This is a genomic window from Cellulomonas sp. Leaf334, from assembly GCF_001424195.1.
Lineage (GTDB): Bacteria > Actinomycetota > Actinomycetes > Actinomycetales > Cellulomonadaceae > Cellulomonas.
On sequence record NZ_LMOO01000001.1, the window covers coordinates 468,590 to 482,864 of the forward strand.

Annotated in this window: 11 protein-coding genes; 5 read left to right on the forward strand and 6 right to left on the reverse strand. The window is 72.1% G+C overall.

Annotation, left to right across the window (positions count from 1 at the left end; genetic code table 11):
* Positions 1-37: 37 nt before the first annotated feature.
* Complete coding sequence (locus tag ASF78_RS02255) at positions 38-1,654, forward strand: DUF4157 domain-containing protein (protein ID WP_056584409.1); 1,617 nt, start codon at positions 38-40, stop codon at positions 1,652-1,654.
* On the opposite strand, the gene ASF78_RS21805 is transcribed toward ASF78_RS02255, so the two are convergent.
* The 4 genes from ASF78_RS21805 to ASF78_RS02275 all read right to left on the reverse strand — a co-directional run bounded on the left by ASF78_RS21805 (position 1,570) and on the right by ASF78_RS02275 (position 5,849).
* Complete coding sequence (locus ASF78_RS21805; RefSeq protein WP_235518352.1) at positions 1,570-2,127, reverse strand: gluconokinase; 558 nt, start codon at positions 2,125-2,127, stop codon at positions 1,570-1,572. The genes ASF78_RS02255 and ASF78_RS21805 overlap by 85 nt on opposite strands.
* Complete coding sequence (gene manD / locus ASF78_RS02265; RefSeq protein ID WP_056584413.1) at positions 2,124-3,350, reverse strand: D-mannonate dehydratase ManD; 1,227 nt, start codon at positions 3,348-3,350, stop codon at positions 2,124-2,126. Before manD ends, ASF78_RS21805 begins: the two co-directional genes overlap by 4 nt.
* A complete protein-coding gene (locus ASF78_RS02270; RefSeq protein ID WP_056584415.1) occupies positions 3,347-4,735 on the reverse strand; it encodes a mannitol dehydrogenase family protein in 1,389 nt (462 codons plus the stop codon). Before ASF78_RS02270 ends, manD begins: the two co-directional genes overlap by 4 nt.
* Positions 4,736-4,838: 103 nt before the next feature.
* Complete coding sequence (locus tag ASF78_RS02275) at positions 4,839-5,849, reverse strand: LacI family DNA-binding transcriptional regulator (protein ID WP_235518353.1); 1,011 nt, start codon at positions 5,847-5,849, stop codon at positions 4,839-4,841.
* Between the two features lie 121 nt (positions 5,850-5,970).
* Between ASF78_RS02275 and uidA the strand changes: the two genes are divergently transcribed.
* From uidA to uxaC, 3 genes are read left to right on the forward strand one after another with little or no spacing between them, the layout of a single operon-like run.
* Positions 5,971-7,755, forward strand: coding sequence for a beta-glucuronidase (gene uidA, locus ASF78_RS02280; RefSeq protein ID WP_056584420.1), 1,785 nt, complete (start codon positions 5,971-5,973; stop codon positions 7,753-7,755).
* A gap of 47 nt (positions 7,756-7,802) precedes the next feature.
* The gene (gene uidB / locus ASF78_RS02285; RefSeq protein ID WP_056587966.1) at positions 7,803-9,194 is read left to right on the forward strand and encodes a glucuronide transporter; all 1,392 of its coding nucleotides are present in this window, start codon (positions 7,803-7,805) and stop codon (positions 9,192-9,194) included.
* A gap of 3 nt (positions 9,195-9,197) precedes the next feature.
* Positions 9,198-10,622 (forward strand): glucuronate isomerase, encoded by a 1,425-nt coding sequence (uxaC, locus tag ASF78_RS02290; protein WP_056584423.1) that lies wholly within the window; start codon positions 9,198-9,200, stop codon positions 10,620-10,622.
* Positions 10,623-10,704: 82 nt separating this feature from the next.
* On the opposite strand, the gene ASF78_RS02295 is transcribed toward uxaC, so the two are convergent.
* Together ASF78_RS02295 and ASF78_RS02300 are read right to left on the reverse strand one after the other, a co-directional pair.
* A complete protein-coding gene (locus tag ASF78_RS02295; protein WP_056584426.1) occupies positions 10,705-11,235 on the reverse strand; it encodes a pyridoxamine 5'-phosphate oxidase family protein in 531 nt (176 codons plus the stop codon).
* Entirely contained in the window at positions 11,228-13,123 is a 1,896-nt protein-coding gene (locus ASF78_RS02300; protein ID WP_235518354.1) for an amylosucrase, read from the reverse strand. The genes ASF78_RS02295 and ASF78_RS02300 overlap by 8 nt, the downstream gene beginning before the upstream one ends.
* Positions 13,124-13,311: 188 nt before the next feature.
* On the opposite strand from ASF78_RS02300, the gene ASF78_RS02305 reads away from it, so the two are divergent.
* Positions 13,312-14,274: a LacI family DNA-binding transcriptional regulator gene (locus ASF78_RS02305; RefSeq protein ID WP_255354790.1), complete on the forward strand. Its 963-nt coding sequence runs from the start codon at positions 13,312-13,314 to the stop codon at positions 14,272-14,274.
* The last annotated feature ends 1 nt before the right edge of the window (position 14,275 follow it).

Here is a 14,275-nt window from a genome sequence, read left to right on the forward strand (position 1 = left end):
CTACCGTGCAGCACCAGACTCGCTCGGCCAGGTGACCATGACCGGAAGCACGTTCGACCGCGAGGCGGCAGAGGAACGGACCTCCGGCTCGCCGACACTCCCGGCCCCGTTGACGTCGTCCGGGCACGCTCTCGACGCGGAGACGCTGCGCGACCTCGAACCGCGTTTCCGCCACGACTTCAGCAAGGTGCGCGTGCACACCGAGCGAGACGACGCGCAGGGAGCCGCAGCCCTCGGGGCGGCCGCCTACACGGTCGGGACCGACATCGTGTTCGGGTCCGGCCGCTACCAGCCCCAGAGCTCGGCGGGGCGCCGGCTGCTGGCTCACGAGCTCGCCCATGTCGTGCAGCAGGACGGCCAGGTCGCAGGCCCGCTGTCGGGCGTGCGACTGGCTGGCGCCGGCGACGCCGGCGAGCGAGCCGCGGAGGCGATCGCGGCCGCCGTAGACGTAGGTCCCCCTGCGGGCACCCGCCGGCACGATCACCCGCTCTTGCGACCCCTGTCCAGAACGGGACCGGCGATCCAGCGCGCGATCGCACCCGAGGACGTCTCGAGCGAGATGGTCGGGAGGACGTTCGAGCTCACCGCCGCCGTCACGCAGCGGGGCGTCACGCTCGCGGCCGGCACCGTCGTGACCATCACGTCGTGGCTCAACTCTGCGGAGACCGTCGGTGCGACGAGCGCCGGTACCCCGGGCGGCTTCGTCATCGCGAAGACCGGGCTACGCCCTGCCCGGACCGCCGTGGCAGGGATCGACCCGTACAGCAGCGGGGTGGCGGGCCAGGCGAGCTCGGTCACCAAGGGCGAGGCGGCCCTCAACGCGTGGGTCGCCAAGAAGGCGCAGTACAAGACGCCGAAGGCCCTGGCCAGCTTTGACAAGGAGCGCCTGCGGCTGGAGGGCCTGCTGGCCACGCGACGGAAGCTCCTCAACCGCAAGCTCATCCAGGAGACGATGTTCAACCGCTTCGACAGCATCATCAAGAGTGAGGTCGACGCGGCCAACACGGCGAACGGCCTCACGGGGAAGGCGGCGCTGGATCCGAACCTGCTCAAGAGCATGCTCTTCCAGGAGAGTCAGCTCGGCACCTCTGGTCGCCACCTCGAGGTGCCCGCCTCGCACCCGGTCAAGACCCGCTTCAACCTCGGCCAGGTGATCGACTCGTCGGGTCTTGCGTTGCTGACCATGCTCGAGGCCGAGCGCCGCGACGTCGTGACCGCGTTCTCGCTCGGTGACCTGCGCAAGGACCTCGTCGCCGCCCAACGCGAGCTTGCGACGTTGGAGAAGAAGGCGACCCGGACGGGCGCCGAGGACGCGCGACTGATCGACCTCCGAGGGCAGTCCGCGCAGAGCTGGGAGACGTTCATCTGGGCGTACACGGCGACCGGTGCTGGCGTCGGGTTCGCCGACGCGGTGAGCTCGCTGTTCGCCGAGACGGTGCCTGCGCGGAACGAGAGCTACACCTTCTGGATCCACATGGCCGTCTCCTGGCTCTTCACCAAGCACCGTGCGGGAGTGAGCTGGCCGGAGGCCATCAGGAAGTACAACGGCGGTGGCGCACGAGCCAAGCACTACCGTGATGCCGTCGTGGGCCGTGCCACGGATGCACGTGCGGCAGCCGGGAGAGGCGGCACGTTCGAGCCTCGCGGCATGTGAGCCGTCGACGTCGCTGCCAGGGCTGCGGGGGGCAGGGAGCAGTCGAGGACAGTCCCGGGCTCGTCGGCACCGAGCGGCTCGAGCGTCGCCAGCTGCGTGTCGAGCAGGGACACCGGCATGAAGTGGCCCGCACGGTCGCGCATCCGGGCGGCCAGCTGCTCGCGCGTCCCGACGAGGTGCACGAACCGCAGGCCCGGCACGGTGTCCCGGAGCAGGTCGCGGTAGGCGCGGCGCAGCGCCGAGCACGCGACGACCGCACCGTCGGGGAACGCGGCGAGCTCCCGGCCGACGGAACGCAGCCAGGGCCGCCGGTCGGCGTCGTCGAGCGGGGTGCCGTCGGCCATCTTCGCGAGGTTCTCCGGCGGGTGGAGGCTGTCGGCGTCGAGGAACGGGACGCCGAGCCGGTCGGCGAGCAGCGCGCCGACGGTCGACTTGCCGCAGCCGGACACCCCCATGACGACGACGTGGGTCACCAGTCGTGCACCGTGCCGTCGGCCAGCCGGTTGTACGGCAGGTACGCGACCTCGTAGGGGTACCTTCCGGCCTCGTCCACGTCGAGCTCGACGCCGAGGCCGGGCAGGTCGCCGGGGTGCAGGTAGCCGTCGGCGAAGGTGAACGACTGCTGGAACACGGCGTTCGTCCTGGCGCCGTGCTGCATGTACTCCTGGATGCCGAAGTTGTGGATGGCCAGACCGACGTGCATCTGGGCGGCCAGCCCGACCGGCGAGATGTCCGTCGGGCCGTGGAACCCGGACTTCACCTGGTACTGGGCCGCATAGTCCATGACCTTGCGCAGCGGGCTGATCCCCCCGAAGTGGGTGGACGCGGCTCGCACGTAGTCGATGAGCTGCTCCTTGATGAGTGCCTGGAAGTCCCACACGGTGTTGAAGATCTCCCCGATGGCCAGCGGGGTCGTCGTGTGCTGGCGGACGAGGCGCAGGGCCTCCTGGTTCTCCGCGGGGGTGCAGTCCTCGAGCCAGAACAGGTCGTACGGCTCCAGGGACTTGCCCAGCTTGGCAGCCTGGATCGGTGTCATCCGGTGGTGCCCGTCGTGCAGCAGCGGCAGATCCGGTCCGAACTCGTGGCGCACGGCCTCGAACACGGTCGGCAGGTGACGCAGGTAGGCGCGCGTGTCCCAGTCCTCCTCAGCCGGGTAGGCCCCGCGCTGGGCCGGCTCGTGGTCGTAGCGCTCCTCCCCCGTGGACTGGGCGGCGATGCCGTAGATGGACTTCAGCCCGGGGACGCCCGTCTGCACGCGGATCGAGCGGTAGCCCTGCTCCTGGTGCTCGCGGATGGAGTCGAAGAGCGCGGGCAGCGACGTCCCGGACGCGTGGCCGTAGGCCATGAGACCGTCCCGGCTGGCTCCGCCGAGCAGCTGGTAGACCGGCATCTGCGCGGCCTTGCCCTTGATGTCCCACAGGGCCATGTCCACGGCGGCGATGGCAGCCATGGTCACCGGACCCCGGCGCCAGTACCCGCTGCGGTAGAGGAACTGCCACGTGTCCTCGATGCGGTCCGCGTCGCGACCGATCAGCAGGGGCACCACGTGGTCCCGCAGATAGCTGACGACGGCGAGCTCGCGGCCGTTCAGGGTGGCGTCGCCGAGCCCGGTGAGACCCTCGTCGGTCGTGATCTTGAGGGTGACGAAGTTGCGGTTCGGGCTGGTGACGATGACGTCGGCGGTGACGATCTTCATGGTCGGGCTCCTGCCGGGGTGGGTGAGGTGGGACGGCGGACGGCGAGCCGCTCGGACACGTGCCGGGCGTAGACGTCCTTGCGGGCGAGGCGGGGGGCGATCGCGTCGAGGGCGAGCACGGCGCGGGCCGAGCTGCCCTGACCCGGCAGGCGTGCCACCAGGTCGGCGGCGCCGGGGTCGCTGACCGTCGCGTCGAGGTGGTCGATCCAGGCGGCCACGACGCCGGCGCCGGCCCGGCCCACGGGCAGCCCGGCGACGGCTCGGGCCTGGGCGACGGCCAGGACGCGGACGGGCAGCTTGGCGGACCCGTCCCGGGCGATCTGGGCGAGGCGGTGCTCGATCCGGGCGTTGGCGAACCGCTCGCGCAGGGCGGCGGTCGCGTCGTCGGCGGGCAGGGTCAGCACGTCGGCGGCCTCGGACCACAGCTGCTCGAGCTCGGCGCGGCACGACGGGTCGGCGAACGCCTCGGCGACCGTGGTCAGACCACGTGCCAGGCCGGCATAGGCGAGCAGGGAGTGCCCGGCGTTGAGCAGCCAGAGCTTGCGGCGCTCGTACGGCTCCAGGTCCTCGACGAATCGCGCACCGGCCGCCTCCCACCGCGGGCGGGCGGCCGGGAAGTCGCCTTGAAGCACCCACTCGCTGAACGGCTCGGTGATCACCGGGGACCGGTCCTCGCGGTCGGTCAGCTTCCGGACGACCGCGCGGTCGGCCTCGGTGGTGGCGGGCGTGATCCGGTCGACCATGGTGGAGACGAAGGACACGTGCTCCTCGATCCACGCGGCGAGCGACGGGTCCACCGCCGACGCGAGGTCCAGGGTGACCCTCGAGGCCACGCGGCCGTTGTGGGGCAGGTTGTCGCAGCTGACGACGGCGACCGGGCCGGTGCCCGCCGCGCGGCGTGCGCGCAGGCCGTCGACGAGGCGGCCGGGTGCCGTGACGGCGGCTCCCCCGGCGCGCAGGCTCACGACGTCACGGGCGACGTCGGGGTCGCGCCGGTCGAGCGAACCGCTGGGCGTGCGTCGGTAGCCCGCCTCCGTGACGGTCAGCGTGACGACACCGACCTCGGGCCGCCGCAGGTACTCGCGCCACGCTTCCGCGTCGGCGCCGTCGTGGACCGCCACCAGGGCGTCGATCGTGGTGGGCGCGTCACCCTCGGGCGAGCGGACCAGCAGCGTGTACCGGCCGTCCTGCCGTGCGAGCGTCTGCGCGGCGGCAGCCGACCGGCCGGTGAACGCGGCGACACCCCACCGTTCGGCGGTGCCGGACTCGTTGGCGGCCTGGGTGTACCAGAGCAGGTGCGCCCGGGCGAAAGCGCCGAGCCCGAGGTGGACGATGCGCACCGGTGCGGGCGCCTCGGTGCGCTCCCAGCTCGTTCCGTCGTGCACGGTCGCACCTCCTGGTCGTCGGACCCTCGTCGGTCCTCGACCATTCAGCGCTCCCCGGTCGTGCGAAGGCAACCGGTTGCCACGACTTGTCCTGCGGGCGTGCTCAGGATCGTCGACGTCGCACGCGTCGCGCGGTCGACTCCCGGACCACCAGCTCCGCGGGCAGGAGCGCCGGCCGGACCTGCGGAGGGGTGCGGGACGTCATCCCCGCGAGCAGCGTCTGCACGGCGTACCGGCCGAGCGCCGCCAGCGGCGCCGCGACCGTCGTCAGGGACGGCGAGCAGAGCTCGGCGCCGAAGATGTTGTCGAAGCCGACGACGCTCACGTCCCGCGGCACCCGCACTCCCGCCGCCGCCAGCCCCCGCATCAGTCCGATCGCGACGAGGTCGTTGTAGGCGACGACCGCGGTCACCGCCGACTCGCCGACCGCCGTAGCTGCCTCCGCCCCGCCCGCGAGCGTCGGCGCCGCCGGACCGAACCTCTGCACCCGGACGTCGAGCGCGTCGGCGGCCTCCCGCATCGCCCGCCACCGCATGCCGTCGGCCCAGGAGGCCTCCGGCCCGGCCACGTACCCGATGCTCCGGTGCTCCAGGGCCACCAGGTGCTCCATCGCGCGCCGGGTCCCGCGGGCGTTGTCGGTGATGACGCTCGGGATGCCGGTCAGGACCCGGTTGAGCACGACGGTCGGGCGCTGCTGCGCCATCACCCGGATCGCCGAGTCGGACATCCGCGAGGTGCCCAGCACCACGCCCTCGACCAGAGGCAGCGCGCGTTCGAGCGCCTTGCGCTCCACCACCGCCGACTCGTACACGTCCGCCACGAGCAACGTGTAGTCGGCCTCGTTCGCCGCCAGCTCGGCCCCACGGATGATCTCGAAGTAGAACGGGTTCGTCACGTCCGAGACGACGAGCGCCAGCAGCGACGTCTTGCCGGTGGGCAGGGCGCGCGCCAACGGGTTCGCGCGGTAGCCCAGCTCCTCCGCGACCTTCCTGATCCGTGCGGCCGTCTCCGCGTTGACCCGTCCGGGCCGGGAGAACGCGCGGGAGACGGTCGACGGGGCGACGCCGCAGGCTTTCGCCACGTCGTAGATCGTCGGCACCCGGTGCTCGTCCACCTCTCGACGGTAGGGACCGCGACAAGTCATGGCAACCGCTTGTCGTCCCGTGATCCCGGGTCCTCAATGGTTCTACCGGCCGCAGCGCAGATGCTTCGCCGGCGATGAGAGGAGAGCACCGATGCTTCGTCCCCAGGACACCGCGAGCCGCGAGCGCAAGACCCTGAACGGCTTGTGGGACTTCCGCCTCGACGCGACGGGCGCCGGTCGGCGTGAGGGCTGGCACCGTGCCCCGCTGACCGCCGCGCAGGCCATGCCGGTCCCCGCGAGCTACAACGACGTGCTCGTGGGGACCACCGGCCGGGACCACGTCGGTGACGCCTGGTACCAGACCACGGTGCGGGTGCCCCGCGGGTGGGCCGGTCAGCGCGTGGCGCTGCGGTTCGACTCCGCGACGCACGCCGCGGTCGTCTGGGTGGGCGACACGGAGGTGGCCCGGCACGAGGGTGGGTACACGCCGTTCGAGGCCGATGTCACCGAGCTCGTCTCCCCCGGCGACGAGGTGCGCGTGACGGTCGTCGTGAACAACGAGCTGACCTTCCAGACCATCCCGCCGGGCATCGTGCACGACACCCCGCAGGGGCGCCGGCAGCAGTACTTCCACGACTTCTTCAACTTCGCCGGCCTGCACCGGTCGGTCTGGCTGTACGCGACGCCGACGACCTACGTCGACGACGTCGTGGTGGTCACGGACCTGCAGGGCACCACGGGCGTGGTCGCGTACGACGTCACGGTGGCGGGCGAGGCACAGCACGCGGTCCGTGTGACGCTCCGCGACGCCGAGGGGCATGCGGTGGCCACCGCTGACGGCGCCAGCGGCGAGCTCACCGTGCCGGACGTGCACCGGTGGGAGCCCGGCGCGGGCTACCTCTACGACGCGCAGGTCGAGCTCCTCGACGCGTCGGGCGCGCCGGTCGACAGCTACCACCAGAGCGTCGGTGTCCGGACCGTCGAGGTGCGCGGGACGCAGTTCCTCATCAATGGGGAGCCGTTCTACTTCCAGGGCTTCGGCAAGCACGAGGACACCCCCGTGCGTGGCAAGGGCCACGACGACGCGTTCCTGGTGCACGACTTCGAGCTCCTCGACTGGATCGGGGCGAACTCGTTCCGTACGTCGCACTACCCGTACGCCGAGGAGGTCTACGACTACGCGGACCGCACGGGCATCGTGGTGATCGACGAGGTCGCGGCGGTCGGCCAGAACATGGGTCTGGCGGGCGGGATCTTCGGTGGGCAGAGCTACACGACGTTCTCGCCGGAGACCGTCAACGACGTGAGCCAGGAGGCGCACAAGCAGGCGATCCGCGAGCTGGTCGCCCGGGACAAGAACCACCCGAGCGTCGTCCTGTGGTCGATCGCCAACGAGCCCGAGTCCGACACGGACGCGGCGCGCGCCTACTTCGAGCCGCTGTTCGCGCTCACCCGCGAGCTGGACCGCAGCCGCCCGGTCGGCTTCGTCAACGTGATGCTCGCCCCGCACGGGAGGTGCCAGGTCTCGGAGCTGGGCGACGTGATCATGCTCAACCGCTACTACGGCTGGTACGTCCACACGGGCGACCTGGTCGGGGCGGAGGCGGCGTGGCTCGACGAGCTCCAGCAGTGGGCGACGGACGGCAAGCCGATCATCATCACCGAGTACGGCGCCGACACCGTGGCCGGCGTGCACTCCCTGACCCCGCAGCCGTGGTCCGAGGAGTACCAGGTGGAGTACCTGGAGATGAACCACCGCGTGTTCGACGCGGTCGACGCCGTCGTCGGTGAGCAGGTCTGGAACTTCGCGGACTTCGCGACGTCGTCGACCAGCGTGTTCCGCGTGGACGGCAACAAGAAGGGCGTCTTCACCCGGGACCGCCGCCCGAAGGCCGCCGCGCACGTGCTGCGCCGCCGCTGGTCCGCCAAGCCATGACCACCCCCAGCACCGCCGCGTCCGCGCGGCCCGACGCAGGAGTCGACATGACCAGCACCGTCGCTGTCTCCGACCCGATCACCACCCCGGTCACCACGCCCAAGCTCCGGTTCCGCTCCTACCTCGGCTACGCCGCGGGCGACGCCGGCAACAACCTGGCGTTCTCCATGACGTCGATGTTCCTGCTGCTCTACTACACCGACGTCGTCGGCATCTCGGCCGCGGCCGCGGGGACGCTGTTCCTCGTCGTGCGGGTCTGGGACGCGTTCGCGGACATCTGGGCCGGCCGGCAGGTCGACAAGACGATGACCCGGTGGGGCAAGTTCCGGCCGTTCTTCCTGTTCGGCTCGCTGCCCCTGCTGCTGCTCTCCGTGGCGACCTTCACGGTCCCCGGCGGGCTGGGGGGCACGGGCAAGCTGATCTACGCCTACGCCACGTACGCGCTGCTCGGCCTGGCGTACAGCCTGGTGAACATCCCGTACGGCTCGCTCGCGTCGGCGATGACGCAGGAGCCGGTGGAGCGCGCCCGCCTGGCGAGCTTCCGGTCGATGGGCACCGCGGCGACGATCATCGCGCTCGCGTTCATCGTCGCGCCGCAGATCAAGAACTCGGACAACCTGCAGCAGTCGCTGACGCTCACGACCCTGCTGTTCGTCGTCATCGGGTTCGGGCTCTACATGCTGCTGTTCTCGACGTCGAAGGAGCGCGTGGTCCGCGACGTCGCGCACGTGACCCTCAAGCAGAGCATGGCCACGCTCAAGGGCAACCGCCCCCTGCTGATGCTGTGCCTGAGCGCGCTGTCGTTCCTGGTCGGCATGTTCACGCTGCAGACCGTGCAGGCGTACTACGCCCGCGACGTGCTCGGCGACGCGAACTACTTCATCATCCTCACGGTCGTGAGCACCGGCGTGATGTTCGTCGTCGCGGGCTTCATCCCCCGGATCGTGCGGGCGGTCGGCAAGAAGCCGGCCTACGTGGCCAGCAGCGTCCTGGCGATCATCGCCGCCCTCGGCATCGCGCTGACGCCGTCGACGCTGCCCGGCCTGGCGATCTTCTTCTTCGGCCTCTACGGCGTCGGTCTGGCTGCCGTGAACACCCTGATGTGGGCGCTGGAGGCGGACACCGTCGAGTACGGCGAGTGGCGGACCGGCGTGCGGACGGAAGGCACCACCTATGCGGTCTTCTCGTTCACCCGCAAGGTCGGGCAGGCCGTCGGTGGCGCGGCCGCCGCGTACGGGCTCGGCTTCGTCGGGTACGTGGCGCAGCAAGAGGTGCAGAGCCAGGCGACCCAGGACGGGATCCGCTACATCGCCGGGTTCGTCCCCGCGGTCTTCATCCTCGTCGGCGTCCTCATCATGGTCTTCTACCCGCTGACCGAGACGCGGTTCCGGACCATGGTCGCCGAGGTCGCCGCCCGTCGCGCCGCGCGGGAGGACTGAGGCGTGCCGACGCTCACCACCCGGGCCCTGCGCCTGCACCCCGACCGGCTCCTGCCGACCGCACCCGAGGTCCGCTCGATCGCCCGCCGCCTCTACGACGAGGTCCGGGACCTGCCGATCCTGTCCCCGCACGGGCACGTGGAGGCGCAGCTGCTCCTCGACGACCAACCCTTCCCCGACCCGACGACCCTGCTGATCACGCCCGACCACTACGTCACGCGGCTGCTCCACGCGTCGGGGGTGTCCCTGGACCGGCTCGGCGTCGGCCAGGGACCACTCTCCGCCGACGCCGCCCGCGCGGCCTGGCGCCTGCTGTGCGAGCACTGGGACGTCTACCGCGGGACGCCCGTGAAGTACTGGCTGGAGAGCGCCCTGGTCGACGTGTTCGACCTCGACCTGCGCCCCGGACCCGACACGGCCGACGAGCTGTACGACGGGATCGCCGACCAGCTCGCCCAGCCCACCTTCCGGCCCCGGGCGCTCTTCGACCGGTTCCGGATCGAGGTCCTCGCCACCACGGACGACCCGGCGGACGACCTGGCCGCGCACGCGGCTTTGCGCGCCGACCCGACGTTCTCGGGCCGGGTGGTCCCGACGTTCCGCCCGGACCGGTACCTCGAGGTGGGGCGGCCCGACTGGGCGCGTGACGCCCTGCACCTGGGTGCGGTCGCCGGCGTCGACACCGGGTGCTACGCCGGTTGGGTCGTCGCGATGGAGGACCGCCGCACCCACTTCCGTCGGCACGGTGGGGTGTCCACCGACCACAGCCACGAGGACGTCGGCACCGAGCCGCTCGACGCGGCCCATGCCGAGCGGATCTACCACCAGGCCCTGGCCGGGACCGTCGGCCCCGACGAGGCGACGGCCCTGCGGCGGCACATGCTGCTGGAGATGGCCCGCATGGCGACCGAGGACGGTCTCACCATGACGCTGCACCCCGGGGTGCGCCGCGGTCACCACCGTCCGACGGCCGCGCGGTTCGGCCCGGACACCGGGCACGACCTGCCGCTGCCCGGCGCGTTCACGGACGCCCTGCGCCCGCTGCTCGACCGGTACGGCACCCACCCGAACCTCACGCTCGTCCTGTTCACGCTCGACGAGTCCGTGCTCTCCCGCGAGCTCGCGCCGCTCGCCGGCTTCTACCCGTCGGTGTACGTCGGAGCGCCCTGGTGGTTCCTCGACGCCCCCGACGCGATCCGGCGGTGGCGGTCCGCCGTCTCCGAGACCGCGGGCCTGTCCCGGACCAGCGGGTTCATCGACGACACGCGGGCGATCTGCTCGATCCCGGCCCGCCACGACATGGCCCGTCGGCTCGACGCCGGGTACCTGGCCGGCCTCGTGGCCGACCACCGGCTCGAGGAGGACGAGGCTGCGGAGGCCGTGGTCGACCTGGTCCGTGGACGGCCGACGCAGGTGTTCGGGCTCTAGCCGACGGGCGGGAGGACTGTCCGCTGCTGCGCACACGCGCCGGTGGCTCGCGCGGCGACGCGGGTCGCGATGCCGGGTGCGGTCAGAAGCGGTACGCCGTCTGGCCGTGCCCGCCCCCGAACGCCAGCACCTTGGCCGGCACCACCCGGTAGACCCACGCGCCCTCGGAGCCGCCCCCGGACTCGGAGCGCTCGACGAAGCGGTCGCCGTGCACGTCGAACGCCCAGTCGTCCCCGTACTTGGCGAGCCAGGCGTCGGCCAGCGTCTGCAGCGCGTCGGGCTCCGTGACCCGCACGGCCGATCCCTCGACGACCAGCTCGACTCCGCTGTCCCACCCGCCTGCCCCCGTGCTGCCCGTCGTCACGGCGACGTGCGGGTCCGCGTCGAGGTTGCGCGTCTTCTGCTCGTGCGGGCCGGTGCAGAAGGCGAAGGAGCCGTCGTGCCAGACGCCGACCAGCGGGACCGCGTGCGGACGGCCGTCCGCCCGCACGGAGACGATCCAGTAGAGCTGCGCTGCGGCCAGGCGACGCTCGATCTCCCCCCACGGTGGCGCGGTGGCCGTGGCGTCGCCGTACCTGGGGTCGATCACCCCGGTCGGTCCTGTCTCACTCATCCGTTCCTCCTCGCTCGACCCGGAGCCACACCACGCCGTGCGCCGGGACCGTGAGCCCGGCGCGCAGGTCGACGACGTCACCGTCGAGCAGGTCGTGGGCCGCCGGGGGCAGTCCCGAGAGCGTCGTGGCATCGACGTGCTGCGGGTCGTCGGCCATGTTCGCGACGACCAGGACCAGGGTGCTCGGGCCGGGGCGCTGGTACGCCACCAGGTGCGGGTTGTGCGTGTCGAACGTGATGAGCGCGTTCCCCGCGAGCTCCGGCGTGCGGCGGCGGACCTCGACCAGGTGCCGCAGTCGTGCGTAGACCCGGCCGGAGTCGGTCGACGGATCGTCCCGCTGCGCGTAGGCACCCGCCGGGTAGCGCGGGCGGTTCACCCAGCGGGTGTCCTCGCCGTGCCCCGGCTCGTCCAGGGCGGCGTAGTCGTTGAGCTGGCCGACCTCGTCACCGAGGAACAGCAGCGGGATCCCCCCGGTGGACAGGACGATCGCGTGCGCCAGGACGATCCGGTCCACCGCACCGGCGTCGCCCGCCTCCAGCCCCGCCAGCGACGCCGTCGTGCCCGCGATCCGGCAGTCGCCGGTGCGCGGGTTGTCCTGGAACGGCACCCCGCGCGAGAAGGACCCGGGGAACCGGTCGACGAAGAACCGGTTGAGGAACCGGCGGTGCGCGGCGGCGTCGATGCCGAGCTCGGCGGCGTCCTCGTCGGCGAAGGTCCACCCGATGTCGTCGTGGCTGCGCACGTAGCTCACCCACGACGTCCCGGGAGGGAGCGCGTGCCGCCGCTCCAGGGCCTGCTGGAGCAGGCGGCCGTCCCGGGTCGCCAGCGAGCTCCAGATCAGCGCCATCTGCAGCGGGTCGTAGGACAGCTGGCACTCGTCGACGCCGATGTACTCGATGACCTCGTCCGGGTGGACGATCGCCTCGGACTTGAACAGGACGGCCGGTGCGGCGATCCGGCAGACCGCGTTGAACGCCTGCAGCAGCAGGTGCGCCTGGGGCAAGGACTCGCACGACGTGCCGAGCTGCTTCCAGATGAACGCCACGGCGTCCATCCGCAGGATGTCCACGCCCTGGTTGGCGAGGAACAGCATCTCGGCGGCCATCGCGCGGAACACCGCGGGGTTGGCGTAGTTGAGGTCCCACTGGAACGAGTGGAACGTCGCCCAGACCCACCGCTCGCCCTGCCCGTCCGGCGTCGGGACCGGGACGAAGGACCCCGGATGGTCGTCGGGGAAGATCTCCCGCACCGTGCGCTCGTACGCGTCGGGCATCGTGCGGTCGGGGAGGAACCAGTAGAAGGCCTCGTGCTCGGGGTCCCCCGCGCGCGCCGCGCGGGCCCAGGCGTGCTCGTCCGACGTGTGGTTGAAGATGAAGTCGACCACGAGGGCGATCCCGCGCGTGCGCAGCTCCGTGGCCAGGTCCGCGAGCTCCGCCATCGTGCCGAGCGACGGGTCGACCGCGCGGTAGCTCGACACCGCGTACCCTCCGTCCGAGTTCTCCGCCGGCGCCTCGAACAGCGGCATCAGGTGCAGGTACGTCAGGCCGAGCTCCTCGAGGTACGGGATCGCCCGACGGACCCCGGCCAGGTCCCCGGCGTACCGGTCCACGTACAGGACGCCACCGAGCATCTGCTGCGACGTGAACCACGTCGGGTCCGCCTCGCGGGCGGCGTCGAGGGCGTGCAGCTCCGCGGGGCGCTCCTGCCAGCTCGTGGCCAGCTGCCCGGCGAGCAGCGCGAGCTCACGGGACGTGCGCTCCCCCGGCCCGTACACCTCGTCGAGGAGGCGTTCGAGCCGCCCGAGGTGCCGGCCGAAGCGCGCCATCAACGTCGACCACTGCGTGTCGGTCGTCGCCGGGGCGCGCGCGGCGGCGACCGCGTCCCGCACGGCGCGTCCTCGCGGTGTGCTCTCCAGGCGCGCTCCATGTCCGCCGGTCACCCTCGCAGACTCACCCGCCCGGCCACGCGCGTCAACCCGAGAGTCGGGTGCGCGTCTGAGGCCCGGTGCTGCGGACTAAGGTGTGGCGGAGCGGGATTGGGGAGGCGAGAACCGTGCCACGGTTGACGAGTGCCGATGTGGCGCGGGAGAGCGGAGTCTCTCGCACGACCGTCAGCTATGTGCTGAACGGCAAGACCGGCGTCACCATCCCCGAGTCGACGCGGCAGCGGGTCCGCGACGCCGCAGCCCGCCTCGGCTACACGCCGTCCGCCGCCGCTCGCGCGCTGCGCTCCGGCCGCAGCGACCTGGTCCTGTGCGTCCTTCCCGACTGGACGATCGGCCCGGTCATCGACACCCTGCTCGACCACCTGGCCACGCGCCTGGCCGACCGTGGCCTGTCGGTGCTGGTCCACCAGTCGCGGGGCCCCCGACCCCTGTCGGACCTGTGGCGCGCGGTCACCCCGCGCGTCGTCCTCGGTCTGGCCCCGTTCGCCGAGGACGACGAACGTGCCATGCGCCAGGCGGGCATCCAGGTGGTGGGCAGCGCGCTGGACGCGGACGCGCAGCCCGGCACGTTCTCGGTCCCGCAGACCAGGATCGGTCAGCTCCAGGTCGAGCACCTCGCCGAGCGCGGTCACCGCGTCGTGGCCTACGCGTCGCCGAGCGACGACCGGCTGGCGGCGTTCGCCGACCGGCGCCTCGCCGGCGCCGTGCTGGGGTGCGAGCAGCTCGGCCTTCCCGCACCGCAGGTCCAGGCCGTCGACCTCGACGTCGCGTCCGCCGTGGCCGCGGTCCGGAGCTGGCGCTCCGGTGCCGAGCCCGTGACCGCCGTCGCCGCCTACAACGACGAGGTCGCGCTCGCGGTCCTGGCCGGGCTGCGCGCCGAAGGGCTCCGGACGCCGCAGGACGTCGCCGTCATCGGGGTCGACGACATCCCTGCCGCCCGCCTCGCCGCCCCTGCGCTCACGACGGTCTGGCAGGCCATCGACGCGCAGGCGCGCTACCTCGCGGACGCCGTGCTCGCCGCGCTGGACGACACGGTCGAGCCGCCGGCGCAGCCGGACGACGTCTTCCACATCGTCGCCCGAGACTCGACCTGAC

Excerpts from the sequence above, each read along its gene's own strand:
- ASF78_RS02255 (WP_056584409.1), top strand. The coding sequence starts at position 38 with ATGACCGGAAGCACGTTCGACCGCGAGGCGGCAGAGGAACGGACCTCC.
- manD (WP_056584413.1), bottom strand. The coding sequence starts at position 3,350 with ATGAAGATCGTCACCGCCGACGTCATCGTCACCAGCCCGAACCGCAAC.
- uidA (WP_056584420.1), top strand. The coding sequence starts at position 5,971 with ATGCTTCGTCCCCAGGACACCGCGAGCCGCGAGCGCAAGACCCTGAAC.
- uidB (WP_056587966.1), top strand. The coding sequence starts at position 7,803 with ATGACCAGCACCGTCGCTGTCTCCGACCCGATCACCACCCCGGTCACC.
- ASF78_RS02295 (WP_056584426.1), bottom strand. The coding sequence starts at position 11,235 with ATGAGTGAGACAGGACCGACCGGGGTGATCGACCCCAGGTACGGCGAC.